The organism is Mycobacterium sp. URHB0044 (assembly GCF_000620625.1).
Taxonomy (GTDB): Bacteria; Actinomycetota; Actinomycetes; order Mycobacteriales; family Mycobacteriaceae; genus Mycobacterium.
Map to the genome: position 1 here is coordinate 103,463 of NZ_JIAW01000005.1, position 20,121 is coordinate 123,583.

General features: G+C 67.3%; 21 protein-coding genes. 11 read left to right on the plus strand and 10 right to left on the minus strand.

What is annotated here, in order from left to right; translation table 11 throughout:
* Positions 1-4: 4 nt before the first annotated feature.
* The 5 genes from N536_RS0112090 (at position 5) to N536_RS38210 (ending at position 5,007) form a co-directional block, all read left to right on the plus strand.
* Complete coding sequence (locus N536_RS0112090; protein WP_029113839.1) at positions 5-415, plus strand: VOC family protein; 411 nt, start codon at positions 5-7, stop codon at positions 413-415.
* 87 nt (positions 416-502) lie between these two features.
* Positions 503-2,908, plus strand: coding sequence for an excinuclease ABC subunit UvrA (locus N536_RS0112095; protein WP_029113840.1), 2,406 nt, complete (start codon positions 503-505; stop codon positions 2,906-2,908).
* A gap of 100 nt (positions 2,909-3,008) precedes the next feature.
* Entirely contained in the window at positions 3,009-3,944 is a 936-nt protein-coding gene (locus tag N536_RS41470) for a co-chaperone YbbN (RefSeq protein WP_051574443.1), read from the plus strand.
* A 75-nt stretch (positions 3,945-4,019) separates the two neighbouring features.
* Positions 4,020-4,268 (plus strand): hypothetical protein, encoded by a 249-nt coding sequence (locus N536_RS0112105; RefSeq protein WP_029113842.1) that lies wholly within the window; start codon positions 4,020-4,022, stop codon positions 4,266-4,268.
* Positions 4,269-4,299: 31 nt separating this feature from the next.
* Positions 4,300-5,007, plus strand: coding sequence for an HAD-IA family hydrolase (locus N536_RS38210; RefSeq protein WP_231514502.1), 708 nt, complete (start codon positions 4,300-4,302; stop codon positions 5,005-5,007).
* Here N536_RS38210 and N536_RS0112115 read toward each other — a convergent pair.
* From N536_RS0112115 to N536_RS0112125, 3 genes are read right to left on the minus strand one after another with little or no spacing between them, the layout of a single operon-like run.
* On the minus strand, positions 5,000-5,953 hold the full coding sequence (locus N536_RS0112115; protein WP_029113843.1) for a 1-phosphofructokinase family hexose kinase: 954 nt from the start codon (positions 5,951-5,953) through the stop codon (positions 5,000-5,002). The two genes, N536_RS38210 and N536_RS0112115, sit on opposite strands and share 8 nt — an antisense overlap.
* Positions 5,950-6,738: a DeoR/GlpR family DNA-binding transcription regulator gene (locus tag N536_RS0112120; RefSeq protein WP_029113844.1), complete on the minus strand. Its 789-nt coding sequence runs from the start codon at positions 6,736-6,738 to the stop codon at positions 5,950-5,952. Before N536_RS0112120 ends, N536_RS0112115 begins: the two co-directional genes overlap by 4 nt.
* Positions 6,735-7,994, minus strand: coding sequence for an L-fuculokinase (locus tag N536_RS0112125; RefSeq protein WP_036436250.1), 1,260 nt, complete (start codon positions 7,992-7,994; stop codon positions 6,735-6,737). The genes N536_RS0112120 and N536_RS0112125 overlap by 4 nt, the downstream gene beginning before the upstream one ends.
* Positions 7,995-8,088: 94 nt before the next feature.
* Between N536_RS0112125 and N536_RS0112130 the strand changes: the two genes are divergently transcribed.
* Positions 8,089-8,934, plus strand: a complete 846-nt coding sequence (locus N536_RS0112130) for a class II fructose-bisphosphate aldolase (protein WP_029113846.1) — start codon at positions 8,089-8,091, stop codon at positions 8,932-8,934.
* Positions 8,935-9,018: 84 nt separating this feature from the next.
* Here the strand turns inward: N536_RS0112130 and N536_RS0112135 are convergent, their stop codons facing one another.
* The 5 genes from N536_RS0112135 to N536_RS0112155 form a co-directional block, all read right to left on the minus strand.
* Complete coding sequence (locus N536_RS0112135) at positions 9,019-10,071, minus strand: ABC transporter substrate-binding protein (protein WP_029113847.1); 1,053 nt, start codon at positions 10,069-10,071, stop codon at positions 9,019-9,021.
* A gap of 14 nt (positions 10,072-10,085) precedes the next feature.
* A complete protein-coding gene (locus tag N536_RS0112140) occupies positions 10,086-11,153 on the minus strand; it encodes an ABC transporter permease (RefSeq protein ID WP_029113848.1) in 1,068 nt (355 codons plus the stop codon).
* A gap of 104 nt (positions 11,154-11,257) precedes the next feature.
* Entirely contained in the window at positions 11,258-12,022 is a 765-nt protein-coding gene (locus tag N536_RS0112145; RefSeq protein ID WP_029113849.1) for an ATP-binding cassette domain-containing protein, read from the minus strand.
* On the minus strand, positions 12,019-13,056 hold the full coding sequence (locus N536_RS38215; protein ID WP_051574473.1) for a class I mannose-6-phosphate isomerase: 1,038 nt from the start codon (positions 13,054-13,056) through the stop codon (positions 12,019-12,021). The genes N536_RS0112145 and N536_RS38215 overlap by 4 nt, the downstream gene beginning before the upstream one ends.
* A 32-nt stretch (positions 13,057-13,088) precedes the next feature.
* Positions 13,089-14,114, minus strand: a complete 1,026-nt coding sequence (locus tag N536_RS0112155; RefSeq protein WP_029113850.1) for a zinc-dependent alcohol dehydrogenase family protein — start codon at positions 14,112-14,114, stop codon at positions 13,089-13,091.
* Positions 14,115-14,282: 168 nt separating this feature from the next.
* On the opposite strand from N536_RS0112155, the gene N536_RS0112160 reads away from it, so the two are divergent.
* Together N536_RS0112160 and N536_RS0112165 are read left to right on the plus strand one after the other, a co-directional pair.
* Positions 14,283-15,308 (plus strand): LacI family DNA-binding transcriptional regulator, encoded by a 1,026-nt coding sequence (locus tag N536_RS0112160; RefSeq protein WP_231514515.1) that lies wholly within the window; start codon positions 14,283-14,285, stop codon positions 15,306-15,308.
* On the plus strand, positions 15,305-15,871 hold the full coding sequence (locus N536_RS0112165; RefSeq protein WP_029113852.1) for an AAA family ATPase: 567 nt from the start codon (positions 15,305-15,307) through the stop codon (positions 15,869-15,871). Before N536_RS0112160 ends, N536_RS0112165 begins: the two co-directional genes overlap by 4 nt.
* Positions 15,872-15,936: 65 nt before the next feature.
* Here the strand turns inward: N536_RS0112165 and N536_RS40715 are convergent, their stop codons facing one another.
* Complete coding sequence (locus N536_RS40715) at positions 15,937-16,722, minus strand: hypothetical protein (protein WP_051574444.1); 786 nt, start codon at positions 16,720-16,722, stop codon at positions 15,937-15,939.
* Positions 16,723-16,984: 262 nt separating this feature from the next.
* Between N536_RS40715 and N536_RS0112175 the strand changes: the two genes are divergently transcribed.
* Positions 16,985-17,386, plus strand: coding sequence for a PAS domain-containing protein (locus N536_RS0112175; RefSeq protein ID WP_036436113.1), 402 nt, complete (start codon positions 16,985-16,987; stop codon positions 17,384-17,386).
* Positions 17,387-17,399: 13 nt separating this feature from the next.
* On the opposite strand, the gene N536_RS0112180 is transcribed toward N536_RS0112175, so the two are convergent.
* Positions 17,400-18,059, minus strand: coding sequence for a ScbR family autoregulator-binding transcription factor (locus tag N536_RS0112180; RefSeq protein ID WP_029113854.1), 660 nt, complete (start codon positions 18,057-18,059; stop codon positions 17,400-17,402).
* Positions 18,060-18,650: 591 nt separating this feature from the next.
* On the opposite strand from N536_RS0112180, the gene N536_RS0112185 reads away from it, so the two are divergent.
* Positions 18,651-19,448 carry a glucose-1-phosphate cytidylyltransferase gene (locus N536_RS0112185; protein ID WP_029113855.1) on the plus strand — a complete coding sequence of 266 codons (798 nt, stop codon included), beginning with the start codon at positions 18,651-18,653 and terminating at the stop codon, positions 19,446-19,448.
* Positions 19,445-20,107, plus strand: a complete 663-nt coding sequence (locus tag N536_RS0112190; protein ID WP_029113856.1) for a PIG-L deacetylase family protein — start codon at positions 19,445-19,447, stop codon at positions 20,105-20,107. The genes N536_RS0112185 and N536_RS0112190 overlap by 4 nt, the downstream gene beginning before the upstream one ends.
* Positions 20,108-20,121: the final 14 nt, after the last annotated feature.

A 20,121-nucleotide genomic window follows, 5' to 3' on the forward strand; every position in this document is an offset into this window, starting at 1 on the left:
TGCCATGGAAATCACCATTCACTCGAGCATGCTCCCGCACGAAGACCCGGAACAATCCCTCGCCTTCTACCGCGACACCCTCGGCTTCGAGGTGCGTCTCGACGTCGGCGGCGGCAACATGCGCTGGATCACGATGGGCCCGCCGAACCAGCCCGACACGAACATCGTCCTGTACCCGCCGGACGCCACCCCCGGCCTCACCGACGACGAGCGTCGCCTCATCCACGAGATGATGGCCAAGGGCACGTACGCCCAGATCAACCTGGCCACCAAGGACCTCGACGGCACGTTCGAGCGGGCGCAGGTCGGCGACGTCGAAGTGGTTCAGGAGCCGACCGACCAGCCATACGGGGTCCGCGACTGCGCCTTCCGCGATCCCGCAGGCAACATGGTCCGCATCCAAGAGGTGAGCTAACCCCACCGCCGACACTGCTGGGAGATCGCGATTTCGGCCGATTTCGCGATCTCCCAGCAGTTTCGGCGCACGACAGATGGAGACACGATGAGTCCGGCCAAGAAGGCGTCGGCGAAATCTGCCGCCCCGCACGCCGCTGACACCCACGACCTGATTCGCGTGCACGGTGCGCGGGTGAACAACCTCAAGGACATCAGCGTCGAGATTCCGAAGCGTCGCTTGACGGTGTTCACCGGCGTCTCGGGCTCGGGCAAGAGCTCGCTGGTGTTCGACACGATCGCCGCGGAGTCGCAGCGGCTGATCAACGAGACGTACAGCACCTTCGTGCAGGGCTTCATGCCGACACTCGCGCGCCCCGAGGTGGACGTACTCGAGGGGCTGACGACCGCGATCATCGTCGACCAGCAGCGGATGGGTGCCGATCCCCGGTCCACCGTCGGGACCGCCACCGACGCCAACGCGATGCTGCGGATCCTCTTCAGCCGGCTCGGCAAGCCGAACATCGGTTCCCCTCAAGCGTTCTCGTTCAACGTCGCCTCGATCAGCGGAGCAGGTGCGGTCACCATGGAGCGCGGCGGGAAGACCGTGAAGGAACGGCGCAGCTTCAGCATCACCGGCGGCATGTGTCCGCGATGCGAGGGCAGGGGCTCCGTCACTGACTTCGACTTGTCCGCACTGTACGACGACGCCAAGTCGCTCAACGAGGGTGCGCTCACCATCCCCGGTTACAGCATGGAGGGCTGGTACGGCCGGATCTTCAAGGGCTGCGGCTTCTTCGACCCGGACAAGCCGATCCGCAAGTACACCAAGAAGGAACTGGGCGACCTGCTGCACAAGGAGCCGACCAAGATCAAGGTCGACGGCGTCAATCTGACCTACGCGGGATTGATCCCGACGATTCAGAAGTCGTTCCTGTCCAAGGACGTCGACGCGATGCAGCCGCACATCCGTGCCTTCGTGGAGCGTGCGGTGACGTTCACGACGTGTCCCGAGTGCGACGGCACCCGTCTCACCAAAGAGGCCCGGTCGTCGAAGATCAAGGGCTGCAACATCGCCGACCTTTGTGCGATGCAGATCAGCGACCTCGCCGAATGGGTGAAGGGGGTGAAGGACGCATCGGTCGCGCCGCTGCTGGCGGCGTTGCAACACACCCTCGACGGCTTCGTGGAGATCGGGGTGGGCTACCTGTCGCTGGACCGTCCGTCGGGCACGCTGTCGGGCGGGGAAGCGCAGCGGGTCAAGATGATTCGCCAGCTCGGTTCGTCGCTCACCGACGTCACCTACGTCTTCGACGAGCCCACCACGGGCCTGCACCCCCATGACATCCAACGGATGAACGACCTGCTGCTGCGGCTGCGGGACAAGGGCAACACGGTGCTGGTGGTCGAGCACGAGCCCGACACGATCGCGATCGCCGACCACGCCGTCGACCTCGGTCCCGGTGCCGGTACCGCCGGTGGCCAGGTGATGTTCGAGGGCACCGTCGAGGACCTGCGCGCCAGCGGCACCGTCACCGGCCGCCATCTCGGTGACCGGGCCGCCCTCAAGGAGTCGGTGCGCACGCCGTCGGGTGTGCTCGAGGTGCGTGGCGCCGACGTCCACAACCTGCAGGACGTCGACGTCGACATCCCTCTCGGCGTCCTGGTCGTCGTCACCGGGGTGGCGGGCTCGGGCAAGAGCTCGCTGATCTCCGGCTCGGTGTCGGGACGCGACGGCGTGGTGGCGGTCGACCAAACCCCCATCCGCGGCTCGCGACGGAGCAACCCGGCGACGTACACCGGTCTCCTCGACCCGATCCGCAAGGCATTCGCGAAGGCCAACGGTGTGAAGCCCGCGCTGTTCAGTGCCAACTCCGAGGGCGCCTGCCCCAACTGCAACGGCGCCGGGATCATCTACACCGAACTCGGCATCATGGCTACCGTCGAATCCACTTGCGAAGTCTGCGAAGGGAAGCGGTTCGACGCGTCGGTGCTGGAATACCAGTTCGGGGGCCGCGACATCGCCGAGGTGCTCGCGATGCCCGTGACGGAGGCCTTGGAATTCTTCGGCGACGGGCAGGAGGCCCACACCCCCGCCGCGCACGCCATCCTCGAGCGGCTCGCCGACGTCGGGCTCGGCTACCTCAGCCTGGGCCAGCCGCTCACGACGCTGTCCGGCGGCGAGCGGCAGCGGCTCAAGCTGGCCACCCGGCTCGGTGACAAGGGCGCCGACAAGGGCGAGGTCTACGTCCTCGACGAGCCGACCAGTGGGCTGCACCTCGCCGACGTCGAACAGCTGCTCGGGTTGCTCGACCGCCTCGTCGAGTCCGGCAAGTCGGTCATCGTCGTCGAGCATCATCAGGCCGTCATGGCGCATGCCGACTGGATCATCGACCTCGGCCCCGGCGCCGGCCACGACGGCGGCCGCATCGTCTTCGAGGGCACGCCTGCCGACCTCGTGGCCAAGCGCTCCACCCTCACCGGCGAGCATCTCGCGACCTACGTCGAGGGCTGACTGGCGGTTCGCCCACGGTTCGGCGACGAAGTGGCGCAGCTCGGTGTAAGACCGTTGATAGCGCTCCGCCAGTCGTTCGCGGGCGCCCCGGAGGGATCCCATGGATCGCGATCACGAGTTCACCATCCCGCTGCCCGGCGAGGGCGCCTACGTCGTCAAGCTGCTCGAGGGCGTACGGCTCGACGAGTCCGACGGCACCACGGTCGGTCATTGGCCCGCCTTCGGCCTAGAAGCCGAGGGGCCCAGCGAGGCGGAGGTCTACGACGACTTGGTTGGTGAACTGCAGCAGCGGACCGGTGGCGGACCGGGCTCTCCGGAGTTCGAAACCTTCGCGGCGTACGTGCGTGAGCACGGCACGCGGCTATCGGACGAGGAGGTCGCCGCCCTGGAGCTGGCGCACGTTCGCGAGATCACCGTTCGCTGGCGCGTCACCGACGACGAGCAGTACGTGGTGCCGCTGTTTCAGGGCGTCGAGATGCGGCGTGCCGGTGACACGGTCACCGTGCGTGCGTTTGGGCTGGAAGGCAGCGGCGAGAGCGTCGGCCCGGCTGTTCAGTCGCTGAGCGCCTCCATTGCCGAGGCCAGCGGTGAGCACGACGCGCCTGGGCCTCGTTTCGACGAGTTGACGAGCTGGGTGCGGTCCAAGGGTGAGCGGGTGTCGGCCGACGACCTCGCCCAGGAAGCCCAGGACGAACGGGCATACGTGGCGGCACGCGACCAGTTGGCGGCCATCACGCCGGACGACATCACCGCCGAGAGCTCGAGGGGTGTTCCGCTGCTGGTCGACTTCTGGGCCGAGTGGTGCGCACCGTGCCGCATGGTGACGCCGGTGCTGGCCGCGCTATCCGAGCAGTGGGCCGGACGGATTGCCGTCCGCAAGATCGACGTCGACAAGTTCGACGGCGTCTGGGATCGGTTCCACTTCCGTGGCATCCCGGCCATGCTCGTGTTCAAGGACGGCCAGGAGATCCACCGGGTCATCGGGTTCGGAGGCAAGGCGCAGCTGATGACGGAGCTCGAGCCCCTCCTCGGCTGACGTGCGGCGGTCCGACTCGAAGCTCTTGCGCAGATCCGGGTACCCAGGTCGCGTCGCAAAGAGAAGGGAGAGATCGTGGCTGATGGGAGTGGTCGGACCTCGGCGGGCACGTGGGAGGTGGTCGTCGCGCAGCCCTACGACCGGGGCGACCCTGCGGACGGCGCAGAGGAATCCGTGGTCGCCCAGGGATCCGAAGCCGAAGCCCGACGCGTCTTCTCCGACACCGTCGCGGCGGCCGCCGGCATGGGATACCAGTACGTGAATCTGCGATCCGATGGGCAGGTCGTCGAGAAGTGGCCGCAAGCGACCGGTTGGACGTGTTAGCGAGAGGGTGCTGCCGGTAGCGTCATCGACCGTGGCAGGCGCTGACTCCGACGACGGCACGGTGCACCTCGGCGTTGATCGGCTCCTCATCGATTGCGACGGCGTTCTCGTCGACTCGCACGACGCCGCAGCCACTGCCTGGAATCTGTGGGCCCAGCGCTGGGCGCCGGAATTCGACTTCCACCGCGACATCGAACACGGCCGTCGGATCAGGGATGTGGTCGCCGGATTGGTCAACACACCCGGTGACGTCAACCAGGCCGTACGCGAACTGATCCAGTTGGAGTTGGAACGCGCGGTCGACGTGGTGGCCATCCCTGGGGCGCGGGAACTGCTCGTCTCCAGCCCGCAGGGAAGCTGGGCCGTCGTCACCTCCGGTGGACGCGCGATCGCCACCGCGCGCATGGCCTCGGCCGGTCTGCCGCGGGCCGCCGTACTCGTCACCGGTGAAGACGTGCAGAACGGCAAGCCATCCCCCGATCCGTACCTGCTGGCTGCTCGACGGCTACGGACTCCACCGGGCCGCTGTGCTGTCTTCGAGGACGCGCCCGCGGGAATCGCCGCGGCGGTTGCCGCAGGCGTGCCGACGATCATCGGAGTCGGTGCGGCCGCGTGCATTCCACAGGTGACGCTCGCGGTCTCAGACCTCACCGGCGTCCGCTTCGACGGACGCGAACTGTGCATCGACCGCAGCACCATCCTGTTGCCTGTCGCCGAACAGCCTGCGGGCCCTAGATAATCGGCGTCGGTGCCTCGGCCGCGGTGATGGTGACGGGTCGATCCGGGTCTGGCACGCCGAGCAGTGTGCCCTCCTGCTCGACGGCGGTGACGCCGAAACGCAGGGCATTCGCCAGCGCGTCGGCGGTAGTCGCACCGGAATGCAGGGCAGCGAGCCAACCGGCGAGCAGTGCGTCGCCCGCCCCGACCGTGTTGACGACGCGTCGGGCGGTCGCCATCCCATGCAGCGGCTCGGGCAGGTCGGCGTCCACCAGGAGGGCGCCACCGCGCCCCAGGCTGACCAGCACCGTGCGCACACCCCGCTCCAGCAGCGTCCGCGCCGCGTCGGTTGCGTCGCCGAGCGTCCTCAGTTCGCGGCCGGCGATCTCCGCGAGTTCCTCGGCGTTGGGTTTCACCAGGTGTGGTAGCCGGTCACCGCGTAGCGAAATCACCTGCGCCAGAGCGGGTCCGGAGGTGTCCACCGCCACGATTCTGCCGGTGGCCCTCGTATCCGCCACGGCATCGGCGAACCGCTCGGTGGTGAAGCCGCCAGGAAGGCTGCCCGCCCACACCACCCACTCGCCCTTGCCGCTCGTCGTCAGTGCGGCCGCGCAGAGCGCATCGACCTCGTCGTCGGACAAATGCGGGCCGGGTTCGTTGACCTTGCTGCTGCGCCCGTCGGCCTCGACGAGCGAGAGGTTGGTGCGCACGGTCCCGGCGATCGGCACGTCGACGTGGTCGAGGCCGAGATCACCTAGTAGCGAGGCGATTTCACGTCCTGAGCTGCCGCCCACCGGTAGCACCGCGCGGACGGGGATGCCGACGGCGTGCAGTGCCAGCGCGACGTTCACGCCCTTCCCGCTCGGCTCCACCATCGTGGACGTGGCCCGATTGACGTGGCCGGGACGGAAGCTGGCCAGGCGCATCGTGCGGTCGAGACTGGGGTTCGGTGTGACGGTGGTGATCATCCGCGCCTTCCCGCCACCTCGACCGTGACGTCGGCGGCGAGGAACAGCGCGCGTTGGTCATCCGTCATGGTGTCGTCGGTGACGAGGACGTCGACGTCGGCGAGAGTGGCGTGCCTGGCGAGGCTTTCGCTGCCGAACTTGCTCGCATCGACGAGGAACACCCGCTGGCGCGCCGCCACGAGCATCGCGTGTTTGACGGCGGCCTCGTCGGCGTCCGGTGTGGTGAGGCCGCGGTCGAACGACAGCCCGTTGGTGCCGAGGAACGCCACGTCGACGTTGATTCCTTCGAGCGCATCCATGGTGAGCGGTCCGACTGCGGCCATCGTCGGCGGCCGCACCCTGCCGCCCAGGCTGACGGCCGCGATGCCGCGCTGCAGCAGCGTCGAGAGCACCGGGACGGCGTTGGTGTAGGCGACGAGGTCGCGGTCGGCGGGTAGCAGTTCGGCCAGCCGCAGCGTGGTCGTGCCGGCGTCGAGCAGGATGGTGCCGCCATCCGGCACGAACCGCAGCGCATGTCGGGCGATCGCCAGTTTCTGCTCGGCCCGCTCGGTGCGGGTGGCGACGTCGGGCTCATCGCTGCGGGGCCTGCCGGGCACCGCGCCGCCGTGCACGCGGCGCAGCAGCCCGCGCGCCTCCAACTGGGCCAGGTCCTTGCGAACGCTTTCGGCGCTGACGCCGAAAACTGCTGCCAGACGCGCACTTTCGACACGTTGTTCGGCCGCGAGCAGGCGCAGTACCTCGGCCTGCCGCTCGTCGGCGAACCACGTCCGCTCCGCCGCCGTCATCGAGGGTCCAAGTGGTCGTCGGGGCCGATGGCTCCCGCGGCCCGCGCCGCTAGCACCGCGGCGCCAAGCGCGCCCGCCTCGTCGACGGCCGAGACCTCGAGGTGGTCGAAGCGTGCCGCCTTGGCGCGCATGACCTGTGCGCTGTGCCGCCACCCGCCGGTGACGATCACCCGCGAGGCCGGCCCGACGACGTCGTCCATCGCGCGGTGCAGTGCGAGCGCCTCGTCGGCCGCGGCGTCGACCACCGCCCGCCAGGCAGCCCCTGGGCCGTCCTGCGCGTGCTCGGCGTCGGCGTCGAGCAGCGCCAGCCCGTCGGCGTCCACGCCGAGCCGCTCGAGGGCACGGTTCTGCGCGAGGCCACCCTCGGTGCCGCCCAGCAGGCTCCAGTGGCCGCGCCGAATGCTCGGATCGGTCGTGATGCCCGCGGCGGCGAGCCGTGCGACGTCGGCGCGGCTCGGCACGCTGGGCACGGTGCGGACCAGTGCCTCCGCGGTGCCGGACGAATCCAGCTCGTAGCCGGGCCCGACCGCGCGTGCGCCCAGTGCCGCGGCCTGGTGGTCGTGGCCGGCGAGGGTGAGCACCGCGCCGCGCAGCAGCGGGCTGACTGCGTCCGACGTCACCGTGCCGACCGGGATGCCGGCCTGAACCAGCGGCGGCATGAGGTCGCGGCGGGCGCCCGACCACGCCAGCGCGTCGGTCCACCAGTCGCACGTCGCCACGTCGAGCCAGCCGGTGCGACCGGCCAGCGACAATTCGATGACGACGTCGCCACCAAGGCCGCGCACCACCCAGCCGCCCACGTCGAAGCGCGTCACGGCGTCCCGGCTGGCCGGCTCGTGTGCGAGCAGCCAGCGGTGCTTGGTGAGCGAGAACTGTCCTCGCAGTGGCTTGCCCGCGATGCCGCAGAACGCATCGACTCCCAGCGTGGCGGCGAGGTCCGCCACCTCCTCGTCGTCGCGGTCGTCGTGCCAGGCGATGACCGGCGCCAGCGGATGTTCGTGCGCGTCGGTGAGGATGCCCGACTCCCCCATGCTGGTGACGCCTACGGCGCGCACCGGCACGCCGGCTGCGTTGGCGGCGGTGCTCAGCGCGTCGAAGGCGCTGCGCCGCAGTGCTTCTGCGTCGATCTCGGTGCCGTGCGGGCGTGCGTCCCACGTGGTGGCGGCGCGCCCCGTGCCGAGGGTCGCGCCGTCCTCGTCGTACACCACCGCCTTGCTGGACGTCGTTCCGACGTCGAGGCCCGCGAAGGCGGCCATGGTGCTCCTGAACATCGTGATGATTGGGAATTCATGGAAATGGTTGCGTATTGTTGGAATCTCGTCAACCGCGCATCGAGCGAGTAGGAGCACCATGTCGCTGGTCACGACCGCCGAGCTGGTCCGCGATGCGGTATCCCGCGGAGGCGGCGTCGCGGCCTTCAACGTCGTCACGCTCGAACATGCCGAGGGCATCGTTGCCGGCGCCGAGCGGTCCGGCCGCCCGGTGATCCTGCAGGTCAGCGAGAACACCGTGAAGTTCCATGGCGGCCACCTCCGGCCGCTGGCCGCGGCGCTCGCCGCACTCGCTGCCGAGGCGGGTGTTCCCGTGAGCCTGCACCTCGACCACGCCGAGACGGCGGACCTATGGCAGGGAGCTCCGGCGGCCGGGTACTCGTCGGTGATGGTCGACTGCGGGTCGCTGCCCTACGAACGGAATCTCGCGGCCACCGCCGAGGCGACCACGCTGCTGCACGACCGCGGTCTCTCGGTGGAGGCCGAGCTCGGCCACGTCGGCGGCAAGCACACCCAGGTCACCAGTGCGCACGCGCCCGGCGTCCGCACCGATCCGGGCGAGGCCGCGGCGTTCGTCGCGGCAACCGGTGTGGACGCCCTGGCCGTCGCCGTCGGTAGCTCGCACGCGATGACGACGCAGACCGCTGAACTCGACATCGACCTCATCGACGCGCTGCGTGACGCGGTGCCGGTGCCGTTGGTGCTGCACGGCTCCTCCGGCGTACCCGACGACACGCTGCGCGCCGCCGTGCGGGCCGGGATCGTGAAGGTCAACGTCGGCACGGCGCTGAACATCGCCTACACCGGCGCGCTGCGCGAGGCGCTCGCCGCCGGCACCGGCGTCGACCCACGGGCAGCTCTGGAAGGCGCACGCGCCGCAGTCGCCGACACCGTCGCCAGACTCCTGGGGGTCATCGGCGGTTGAGCGCGAGTGTGCAATGGCGTACGCACTGCCGGCGTGTCGCGTACGACACTGCACACTCGCGGCGAATCCTTCAGCGGGTAAGGCTCAGCAGTTGGACTTGTACGCCGCGGCGCCGCCCTCGCCGTCCAGGTTCTCCTTCGTGATGATCGTGAAGCCGGTTTGCACGTCCTTGGTGTTCTGCCCGCCGTCGAGCGCGGTGACGGCCTCGTCGACTCCGTATTTGCCGATCACTCCCGGCTCTTGGGCGACGAGCGCCTGGACGGTGCCCTCCTTCAACGCCTGGATCTGATTCGGGCCCGCGTCGAAGCCGACGATCTTCACCTGGCCGCTCTTGCCGGCCTGCTTGACACCGGTGGCCGCGCCCTCGGCGGCGAACAGGTTGGCGGCGAAGACGCCGACGAGGTCGGGATCCTTCTGCAGCTGGGCGCCGATGAGCTGTGCGGCCGTCGCCGGATCGTCGTGGCTGTACTGCACGCCGACGTAGTTGAACTTGCCGTCGGCCTTGACGGCGTCCTCGAAGCCCTTCGTGCGCGCGTCGGTCGTCGAGATGCCGGGGTCGACGCCCATCACCATCACCTTGCCGCCCTCGGGGTGCAGCTTCTTGATGGCGTCGAACGCGGCCTTGCCGCCGCCCTCGTTGTCACTCGCGATCGCGGACACCGCAAAAGACGGGTCGTTGGTCGTGGTGTCGACGAGCACCACCTTGATTCCGGCCGCGGCCGCCTGCTCCAGGGGCTGCTGCATGGCCTGGACGTCCGTCGGTGCGACCAGCAGCGCATCGGGCTTCCCGGCGACGATCGAGTCCAGGACCGGCTTCTGCAGCGTCGGATCGAATTTCTGTGCGCCCTGGGTGTTTACGGTGACGCCGAGCTTGGCCGCCTCCTCCTGCGCACCGCACTGCATGGTGATGTAGAACTGATCGCCCGCGACGCCCTGCAGGAACTGGATGTTGTAGTTCTTGCTGGCCTTCGCCGGCGCGGTAACGGTGGTTGCCGCCGCCTGTGACGATTTGGCGGGGGCTCCACTCGACGTCTCATCGGCTCCGCTCGACTGCGGTTTCGACGACGTGCAGGCTGGGAGTGCGAGCACTACCGCTCCCAATGCTCCCGCGACCACCATTACGCGCTTACGGTTCACTGGCGTTGTTCCTTTCATTTCGAACCTCTGCGTTTGAAGAGGCCTGTTGACTTCGCACTGCGCATGGCCGCGGCGCGTCGGGTTTGGTCGACGTAGACGGCGGCGATGAGGACGGAGCCGACCGCGACGCCCTGCCAGAACGGCTGGACGCCGATGATGACGAACCCGGACTGCAACACGGCCGGGATGAACAGGCCGACGACGGTGCCGAATATCGATCCGTAGCCACCGAATATGGACGTACCGCCGATGACCACCGCGGCGATCACGTTGAGGTTGGTCAACGACTGTCCCGCGATCGTCGTCGTGCCGTACTGCGCGAGCGACAGCAGCGCACCGACACCGGCCAGGGTCCCGGCAAACGCGTACACGAGCACCAGGTGCCGCGTCACCTTCACGCCGGTGCGGCGTGCGGCCTCCTCGTTCGACCCGATGGCATACGTGTACAGGCCGAACCTCGTCTTGTGCAGCAAGACGGCGCCGACGATGATGATCAACAGGGCCACGAACGGTAGGCCCGGAATGCCCAGAACCTTTGTGTAAGCGCTGAAGTCGGTCAGCTCGCTCGGAACCGAGCGGATGTCGATGCCGCCGGTGATCACCTGCGCCAGGCCCAAGGCGATCGAAAGTGTGCCAAGCGTGACGATCAGCGCTGGCACCTTCGCCTTGGCCACCAGCAAGCCATTAAACGTGCCCCACGCCATTCCGCTGACGATCGCGGCGACCAACCCGACGGCCGCGACACCCGGGCCCGTCCCGCCCATCGCCTCCATCACCTTGGCCGCGACCACGGACGAGAACACCAGGACCGAACCCACCGACAGGTCGATGCCCGACGTGATGATGACGAAGGTCATGCCGACGCCGAGCACCGCCCAGACCGCGACGTTCTGCGAGATCATCGAGAAGTTGCCGGTCGACAGGAAGCGGTCGCCGGCGAGCACGGTGAAGAACACACAGATCACGATCAGAACCCCGAGGATCCAGACCGCCTGCAATCCCAGTGCCCGCTTGATCAGTGACTGCGACGGGTCGAACTCGTCCCCGCCACTGACGACGGCCGGTTGATTTGCGGAGCTCATATCTCGACTCCCACTCGCTCCGGTCCTCGCTCGTGCCTCGCTGCGGTTGGATGTCGCCGCCGGGGCGGCTCCGTGATCCTCACTCGCGCTCGTCTTCGGAGTACTCATGCCGCCCCCTCCCTCGTATCCAGCGCGCCGGTCATGGCGCCCACCAACGTCTCGACGGAGGTGCCGTGGCCGGGGTAGGTCGCGACGCGCCGACCGAGGCGCAGCACCTGGATGCGGTCGCACACCTCGAGCACGTGCGGCATGGAGTGGCTGATGAGCACGACCGCAATGCCCTTGTCCCGCACCCGCTTCACCGATTCGAGCACGTTCTTGGTCTGCACGACGCCCAACGCGGCCGTCGGCTCGTCGAGGATGACGACCTTGTCGGCCCACGCGATGGCCCGTGCGATCGCGATGCCCTGCCGTTGACCGCCCGACATCGATCCGACGGGCGACGTCAGCGACCGCACCGTCGCGCCCAGTTGGTTGAACGAGGCGGCCGCCTGGCGGCGCATCTCCTTCTCGTCCATGAACCCGAGGTGGCCCAGAATCCCCTTGCGGGCGATCTCCCGGCCGAGGAAGACGTTCTGGACCGGATCGAGATGCGGTGCGAGCGCCAGATCCTGATACACCACCTCGATGCCGAGGTCGTTGGCCTGCCGCGGATTGGTCAGCCGGATCGGTTTGCCCTCGAAGTAGATCTCGCCCTCGTCCAGTTCGAGACTGCCCGACAGCGCCTTGATGAGAGTCGACTTGCCGGCACCGTTGTCACCGATCAACCCGACGACCTCGCCGGCGCTCACGTCGAAGTCGGCGCCGTCGAGCGCGCGGACGTGGCCGAAGCTGCGTGAAATGCCGCGCGCCTCAAGCAATGCGGTCATGCTGTGCCTTCCCGTTCAGTGGTGTTCGGCGTGTGCTGTGGTGGCCACGTGGTGCCCGCTCGGCAGACGAGCAGTCGGGCGTCGCCGTCGACGTGCCAGTCGCCGGAGGCCGCGGGGACGACGAGGGTCTGCCCCCGTGCGACGTCGAGCGGTTCCCCGCGCGCGCCCGTCAGCGTGCCGGCTCCGGACAGCACCACCGCAACGGCGAAGCCTGCGGGGACGTCGACACCCGACGTCAGCAATTCCATCCGGAAGAACGGGGCCGCTTCGGCGGGCAGCACCTCGACCAGGCCTCCGACGTGAGCAGCGGTGTGCCGGGTCAGGTTGGAGACGTCGGCGCGCGCGGCGGTCTCCACCACCGAGAGCGCCACGTGCCTGGCGAGCCCGAGAAAGATCTCGTCGTCCGACGCGCTGGTGTTGGTGCGCTCCAACAGGATTGACTGGTCGGTGGGCTCCTGCGCCTCGACGAGCAGGATGCCGGCTCCGATGGCGTGCGGGGCGCCACCGGGCACCAGCACGCCGTCGCCCGGCCGCACGGGGATCCGGTGCATGAGTGCCAGCATCGCCTCGGCGTCCTGCGCCTCGACGAGCGCCGAGAGGCGATCGCGGTCCACGTCCTCGCGCCAGCCGACCCACACCGCGGCATCCTCGGCGGCTTCGAGGACGTACCACGCCTCGGTCTTGCCGTAGGCGCAGCCGAGATGCCGCGATGCGTACGGCCGGGTGGGATGCACGTGGACGGGAAGGCGCTGCCCGGCATCCAACAACTTCACCAGCACACCCGTGTCACCGGGCTCGCCGTCGTCGCGGCCGAGCCAAGCGAGCGGCTCCGCGATGACCGCATCACGTAGCAGCGTGCCGTCGGCGAGTGGCGCGGGTCCGAGGGCCGGCTCACCGAAGCGGGCGACGGTGGCGCCCACCCACTCCTCGGGCGAGCGCTCGCCGACCGGCGGCAGGCCGCGCCACGCGGCCAGCGCGGGCCCGCCTGCGTACCAGTGCGGTATGACGTTGGGGGGCAGGAGCTGTGGCTGCACGATCACCTCTCTGTGATGCTCCGACGGCTGGTTCAGGGGACGATGACGACCTTGTGCGCGGTGGGATCGTTGCGCAGGGTGTCCAGTGCCTGCCCGTAGTCGTCCAACCCGAACCGGTGGGTGACGATGCCGTCGGTGCGCACCCGGCCGCCACGCAGCGCGTCGATGGCGGCACCGAACGACGTCATCTCGGCGAACGAGCCCTTGATCGTGATCTCGCGCCGGAAGACGTCGAACGGGTGGAACCGGACGATGTCGCTTTCCCGCGTGACGCCGTAGACCAGAACGGTGCCGCCGCGGCGGGTCAGCGGTACACAGATGTCGCCGACGGTCGGCGAGCCGGTGGCCTCCACGACCGCGTCGTACCCGTCGCCGTGCGGTGAGACATCCAGCAGCGCAGCGATGTTGGCGTCCGGGTCGTCGCGCGAAATCCGGACCACCTGATCCACCCCGAGCCGACGCGCCGTGTCGAGCTTGAACTGGCTGGGCCCGGCGACCGTCACCGACGAAGCGCCACCCGAGGCGATGAGCTGGGCCAGTAGCAGTCCGGTGGGTCCGGCGCCGAGTACCAGTGCGCTGCCGCCAGGTCGCATCTGCAGACTCTCGAGGCCGTGCATGGCACACGACGTCGGCTCGCTGAACACCGCGGTCTCGGCAGGCAGACCCTCGGTGGAGAACACCAATTTGTGGTCTGCGACGGCGTATTCGGCGAAGAACCCCTGGAAGTTGCTGCCGAAGCCCTTCATGTCGGCGCACTGGCCCAGTCGGCCGGCCAGACAGTAGGCGCACTCGCCGCAGTAGACGTTCGGGTTGACGGTGACGTGCTCGCCGACCCGGAACCGGGTGACCCCATTGCCCAGCTGGTCGACCACACCGACCAGCTCGTGGCCGGGCACGAGGGGGAACACGGCGCCGAAGTCGCCTTCGTGGATGTGCAGGTCGGTGCCGCAGACGCCGACCTGATCCACCTTGATGCGCACCTGACCTGGTGCGGCCTCCGGAGTCGGGATGTCGGTCACCGACCACGTCTTCGGAGCCTCGTAGTACACGGCCTTCATGTGCGGGACCGTCCTCTTCCTCGAGTGTTACCTGGGTCACCCTGCGAATCGGGACAGTACGCCTTCTTGGCGCGTATGTCACCGGTGTCACAAAAATCGCAGCCACGGCATGACATCGGTGACATACTGACCACCGACCGAGGCGAGGAGGAATCGTCGGTGGCAACTATGCGCGACGTCGCACAGCGGGCAGGGGTGAGCGCCAAGACGGTCTCACGCGTGGTCAACGACGACCGGTATGTCTCGGCAGACGTCCGCCAGCGGGTCGAACGCGCCATCGACGAACTGCAGTACGTGCCGAACATGCTCGCCGTCACGTTCCGAACCGGCCGCGACGCCGCGATCGGCATCGCAGTGCCAGGCGTGGCAGATCCGTTCTTCGCCAGCATCATCGACGAGGTCGAGCGTGAGGCCAGTCGTCGTGGAGTCGCCGTCATCGTCACCAGCGTCGGCTGGGAACCGTCGCACGAGCAGCGGTCCATCGAGGCCGTGCTGCACCGTCGCGTCGCCGGCATGATCGTCTGCCCGGTCGGCCCCGACATGTCGTTCCTCCGGCCGTGGCAGAAGCGCACACCGTTGGTGTTCGTCGACCGCGTGCCCGGTCGATTGACTGCCGACGCGGTGGTGCAGGACGACCTCGGGGGCGGCCGGGAGGCCACGCGGCACCTCATCTCGCATGGGCACCAGCGCATCGCGTTCATGGGCGACGAGGCCGTGACCGGAATGCTGCGCCTGCAGGGCTGCCAGCGGGCGCTGGCCGAGGCGGGTTTGGCGCAGGACGGCGATCTCGTCTACCTCGGGGCGGTTGACACGCCCACGGTGACGGCGGCGCTGCACCGGATGCTCGAAGGGCCGAACCCCCCGACCGCGGTGTTCTCCTCGAATGCACGGTGCACCGTCTCGCTTGTGTCGGCCCTACAGACGTTGCGCCGCAGGGACATTGGCGTCGTCGGTTTCGGTGACTTCCCGACTGCCGCCGCGCTGAAGCCGGCGATCACGGTGGTCCACCAGGACGGTGCCGCGATGGGGCGCTTCGCCGCTGACCGGCTGTTCGTCCGGCTCGATCACCCCACCCGCCGGCTCCGGCGGCACACCGTCCTGCCGGTTTCTCTCGTGACGCGCACGTCGTGCGCGATGCCGGGTGAGAAGGTCCGCGCCGGACACGCCCAAGTCGGCACCGGCGTCGGCGCGTGAGCGCGATACCCGTGGTACTGCTCTCCGGCGCGCCCGCGTCCGGGAAGAGCACGTTGTCGCGCCTGGTGGCACGTGAGCTGCGGGCGGCCGTGATCGGGCAGGACGTCGCAACCGCTCCCCTCGTCGAGGTGGTCCAAAGGCTGGTCAGCATCGACGATCTCGACGATCCGCGGCTGGCCGGGCTGACCCGCGACGCGCGTTACCGTGTGGTGCTCGACCTTGCCGTCGACAACCTCGCCGCGGGCATGCCGGTGGTGCTGGTCGCCCCGTTCACCGCGGAGCGTGCGGATCCAGCGGCCTGGGCTTCGACGTACGAACGCCTCGTCGCCGCGGGCGGCGCACCGCTTCTGGTGTGGCTTCGCCTGCAGCCCACCGAAGTTTTGCGCCGTCTGCGTGCACGCGGCGCCGACCGCGACGCTGCGAAGCTCGCCGACGAGGCGGCCTATCTGGCCGGACCAGCTGCGGTGGCGTGCGACTCCCCCGTCGTTCCCCACCTCGCGCTCGATGCCACGCTGCCGCCTGCTGAATTGGCCCGCGCTGTCCTTGACGCGCTCGGCCCCTAGCGGTTGGGCTGATCCTGATAGCCGAACAGGCGCTCCCAGTGGCAATTCCGCGTATGAGCGCGGCGCTATTGAGGCGGTGCCTCCACGGCCGCACCGGCGATCTTGTGCTGAAGTCCGCGGATTCGCCGAAAGAGCCACTGCGCCGCGAGCAGCGCGTTGTTGCGTCCGTGAACATTCCCGTAGTGCACCAACACGGTGACGCGCAGAGCGTCGTCCGCGCACGGATACGTCGCGTGGTAGGTGCGGTAACCCCAGAACACGTAGGCGTTGCCCGGCTGCAAGGGGATGACTTTGGTGTCCACTTCGTCGTCGAGCCTCCGGACGAATCTCCTTCTATAGAAGTCGCTTTGGGATACGAACTTCTCGATGATGTTGGTGATCACGGAGCGGCGGTACGGTCGTCGATTCGGGCACAGCACCAATTCACCGGAGATTCGCGAACCGACATTCGGAATGATGATCGGAACGACCATCGACACGACACTGCGATCGTAGTGAAACCACAAGGGCTTCCCTGGTTCACCCGGACCGACGAGAATTCGGACCGCACACTCGATGCTCCTACCGTCCGCACCGAGCGCGGGATAGCTGGCGACGGCCAACGATTCCAACAGGGACTCAAGCCTCGGGTCGATCACCAAGCGATGCACGAATGCGTAATCGTCGGCCGACGGTTCTTCGATGAACACCTCGTGTCGGCCGTTGGTGGGTAGGTACGACCGGACGCATTCCTGGGCCTCGCGCAACCATTCCTCGGTGACTACGGAGTTCAGGCACGCGGCCCCCGATACGTCGATTTCGTCGGCGATGTCTGCCGTTGATGCGTCGAACCCGTCGATGAGAGCAAGCATGCGCGAGACAATAGCAACAGAAATATGTTTGCAAAAGATGATCTAGCAAACGCTCAGGGTGGTCTGCGGCCGTGCTGACGTGCCAATCGTCGTGCGGGAAAGGCCGGTGGAAGCGAAGTCGGACCGCCATGCGGTCGCAGTCGCCACCAGTGCATTCTGTTCATCCGACACCCGCCGACGCGGCGTGGGTGCCATGCCCGGGGAACGTGGTGACCACTGGTGCCACCAAGCGAATTCCATCCAATCGGGACATAATCGCGGGATGGAGCGACGACGGCGTAGGTCCACGGAACAGTCCCCGACGACGATGCTCAATGAGTTGCCGGCACGGGTGGTGCTCGAGCGAATGCCTGTCCCGGTGCTCGCCATCGCGCATGACGGTTCGATTCTCTTTGGGAATCAGGCGTTCGCCGAAATGCTCGGTTACACCCCCGAGGACCTCCTGACCTTGAAGTTTACCGAGATCTGCCGCAGCGTCCCCGAGGATGCATCACCGGTGAGCGTGGTGCATGCGTCCGCCAATCAGATCGTCGCGTTGATGCACGCTGATGGCTCCATCGTGCGGGGTCGAATGAGCAAGTCTGCCCTGTTGCGCGAAGACGACCCACTGGCGCTCGCAACGTTCGTCGACCTGACGGAAGAGCTCTGGGCAGTCGGCCGCTGACGCCGCGAAACCCTCATTCACTTACTCGTTTGGCGTGGGTGTGTCGTTGTGACTGGCGTGCAAGGAACTCCCGGAAGTACGGCAGCGAACTCTCGGTCGCGATGGCTGGCAGCAAAAGTTCCCACGCTTGCCCAACCCGCTGAACGAGATCAGGGCTACCGGACGTCGACGACCAGATCAGCTCTACGCCCACCAAGGCGGACACGATGAATTCGCCGACGACTTCGGGATCGACATCCGCTCGAACGTCGCCGTCGACCTGCGCCTGCCGGACCCGGGCTGCCACTTCGGCGATCCACTTGCGGTAGTAGTCGGCCGCCTGGTCATTGAACTTTGCGAGAGTGTGCAGAAGGTCTGCCCCAGTGCGAATCAGCTTGTCGGTCATCGCACCCTCGGCGCCCACGATGACGCCTTGAATCATGCTTTCCAATGCAGGTGACGCATCGTTGGGGCGCCAGAATGCTCGCCGTTGGGCGGACAGATACTCGTCGATGATGGCTAGGGCCAACGACTCCTTGGAGCGAAAATGGTGATAGAGGGCGCCTTTGGTGACCGCGACCCGCTCGATGACGTCACCCATACCCGTGCTGGGATAGCCCATCTCGCTGAATAGATCGACGGCGGCGTTGATGATCATGCGCCTGGTGGCCTCGGACCGGGATTGGCGAACCATCCCTCCGTCCTTCCGGTTCGGTCGACCTATGCGCGGCTAAGCGTCGACGATTCCGTGTCGCACGCGGCTAGGTCAGCCTAGCAGCGCTTTCGTGGCGACGAACTGCGATCCTGCGGTCGCGAAGCAACTTTTCGGAGTGACCGGACTCGTTGACGCTCGCGTTCTTGGGCCGCCCGCGCTCATTTCGGCGGTTTCATGGCGTCCCTGGTCGGCGAATCGGCACCGCAGCAACATCGACGGCCAGACGGCGGAGCGCCTGCCATCACCGATCAGCAAACTAGCTAACAAGCGTTGTAACTTAGGTCACACTATGCGAAACAGCCAAAAGGTATGTAAAGTGCTGCCCATGCGTACGATCAGTCCAGTAACCACGGTGATTGGTTGCGTTCACATGGACAAAATTGACGTAGACGTCCCCTTGGCGACCGGAGATCAGATCCGCGATGTGCCAGCTCTTGATCCGGGAGAACGGACTTCCGCAAAGTTCGTCGCCGGATGTCTTGTCGGCCGTGTGCAGATATGGCGAACGAAGTTGCCAACCGGGAGGCGTCCGTCTCCGGGACCGAGCGGCAGTCGCAGAGGAGTGGATCGATGAAGGTTGTCCTGTTTTGCGGCGGCTACGGGATGCGGATGCGCAACACCGACCATGACGTCATCCCCAAACCGCTACAGATGGTCGGCCCCCGTCCGCTGCTGTGGCACGTGATGCGCTACTACGCCCACTTCGGCCACAAGGACTTCATCCTGTGCCTCGGCTACGGCGCTGAGCAGATCAAGGAGTTCTTCCTTACCTACCGCGAAACCGAGTCCAACGATTTCGTACTCAGGGACGGGCACGTCGAACTGTTGGGCTCCGATATCTCCGACTGGACCGTGACTCTCGTCGACACCGGTCTCGAGTCTTCGATCGGCGAGAGACTTCGCCGGGTACGCAAGCACTTAGGCGACGACGAGTACTTTCTCGCCAACTACGCCGACGTGCTGACCGACGCCCCGCTCGACAAGATCATCGACTGGGTCGTCACCACCGGCGCGGACGCATCGATGCTCATCGTGCCTCCGCAGCAGTCCTTCCATTGCGTTGACGTCGCCCCCAACGGCGAGGTCAAGGAGATCGTGCCGGTCAGCGAGTTTCCGGTGTGGGAGAACGGAGGATACTTCGTGCTGCGCCAGAACGTCATCGACCTGATTCCCGAAAACGGTGATCTAGTCGGCGATGCGTGCGGCGCGCTGAGCGGTACGGGGCGGCTCATCGGCTATCGGCACGACGGCTTCTGGAAGCCCGCTGACACGTTCAAGGAACGCGCTGAACTCGATGCCGGATACCGGCAGGGCGTTCGGCCATGGATGGTGTGGGAGTCTCGTGAGTTGGCAGGTGCCCTCACGTGATCCGGCTGACGATCGACCGGCCCAGGAGTGTGGCGCTGATCGGTGCCCACTGCGACGACATCGTGATCGGGGCCGGTGCAACGCTGTTGGAGATCACGCGCCAGTATCCCGGCATCACCGTGCACGCTTTGGTGCTGACCGGTGCAGGTACCGAACGCGAGGTCGAAGAGAAGAGCGCGCTCGCGGCAATTTGTGGTGACGCGGATGTGCGATTGACCGTCGCAGATCTTCCAGACGGTCGACTGCCCGACCACTGGGGACGGGTCAAGCAACTACTCGCCGACTTCCGCCGCAGCGGCGATCCCGATGTCGTATTCGCTCCGAATCGTGGAGACCGCCACCAGGACCACCGAATGCTTGCGGAGCTGACCACGACCGAGTTTCGCGACCATCTGGTGCTGGGGTACGAGATACTGAAATGGGAATCGGATCTGCCCAATCCGTCTGCATACCAACCGGTCCCGACCGCGAGCGCGCTACGCAAGGTGAAGGTGCTGAAGGAGTGCTACCCGTCCCAGGGCGCACACCACTGGTTCGATGAAGAGTCGTTTCTCGGCTTGATGCGGTTGCGCGGCGTGCAATGCCATAGCCGCTACGCGGAAGCCTTCGTGTGCGAGAAGTCGACTCTGAATCTCGCACCATCCGAGTTCGCCGGGTAGCAGGAGGAATGGCG

Excerpts from the sequence above, each read along its gene's own strand:
- N536_RS0112090 (WP_029113839.1), top strand. The coding sequence starts at position 5 with ATGGAAATCACCATTCACTCGAGCATGCTCCCGCACGAAGACCCGGAA.
- N536_RS0112095 (WP_029113840.1), top strand. The coding sequence starts at position 503 with ATGAGTCCGGCCAAGAAGGCGTCGGCGAAATCTGCCGCCCCGCACGCC.
- N536_RS41470 (WP_051574443.1), top strand. The coding sequence starts at position 3,009 with ATGGATCGCGATCACGAGTTCACCATCCCGCTGCCCGGCGAGGGCGCC.
- N536_RS0112115 (WP_029113843.1), bottom strand. The coding sequence starts at position 5,953 with ATGATCACCACCGTCACACCGAACCCCAGTCTCGACCGCACGATGCGC.
- N536_RS0112120 (WP_029113844.1), bottom strand. The coding sequence starts at position 6,738 with ATGACGGCGGCGGAGCGGACGTGGTTCGCCGACGAGCGGCAGGCCGAG.
- N536_RS0112125 (WP_036436250.1), bottom strand. The coding sequence starts at position 7,994 with ATGGCCGCCTTCGCGGGCCTCGACGTCGGAACGACGTCCAGCAAGGCG.
- N536_RS0112130 (WP_029113846.1), top strand. The coding sequence starts at position 8,089 with ATGTCGCTGGTCACGACCGCCGAGCTGGTCCGCGATGCGGTATCCCGC.
- N536_RS0112140 (WP_029113848.1), bottom strand. The coding sequence starts at position 11,153 with ATGAGCTCCGCAAATCAACCGGCCGTCGTCAGTGGCGGGGACGAGTTC.
- N536_RS0112145 (WP_029113849.1), bottom strand. The coding sequence starts at position 12,022 with ATGACCGCATTGCTTGAGGCGCGCGGCATTTCACGCAGCTTCGGCCAC.
- N536_RS0112155 (WP_029113850.1), bottom strand. The coding sequence starts at position 14,114 with ATGAAGGCCGTGTACTACGAGGCTCCGAAGACGTGGTCGGTGACCGAC.
- N536_RS0112160 (WP_231514515.1), top strand. The coding sequence starts at position 14,283 with ATGCGCGACGTCGCACAGCGGGCAGGGGTGAGCGCCAAGACGGTCTCA.
- N536_RS40715 (WP_051574444.1), bottom strand. The coding sequence starts at position 16,722 with ATGCTTGCTCTCATCGACGGGTTCGACGCATCAACGGCAGACATCGCC.
- N536_RS0112175 (WP_036436113.1), top strand. The coding sequence starts at position 16,985 with ATGGAGCGACGACGGCGTAGGTCCACGGAACAGTCCCCGACGACGATG.
- N536_RS0112180 (WP_029113854.1), bottom strand. The coding sequence starts at position 18,059 with ATGGTTCGCCAATCCCGGTCCGAGGCCACCAGGCGCATGATCATCAAC.
- N536_RS0112185 (WP_029113855.1), top strand. The coding sequence starts at position 18,651 with ATGAAGGTTGTCCTGTTTTGCGGCGGCTACGGGATGCGGATGCGCAAC.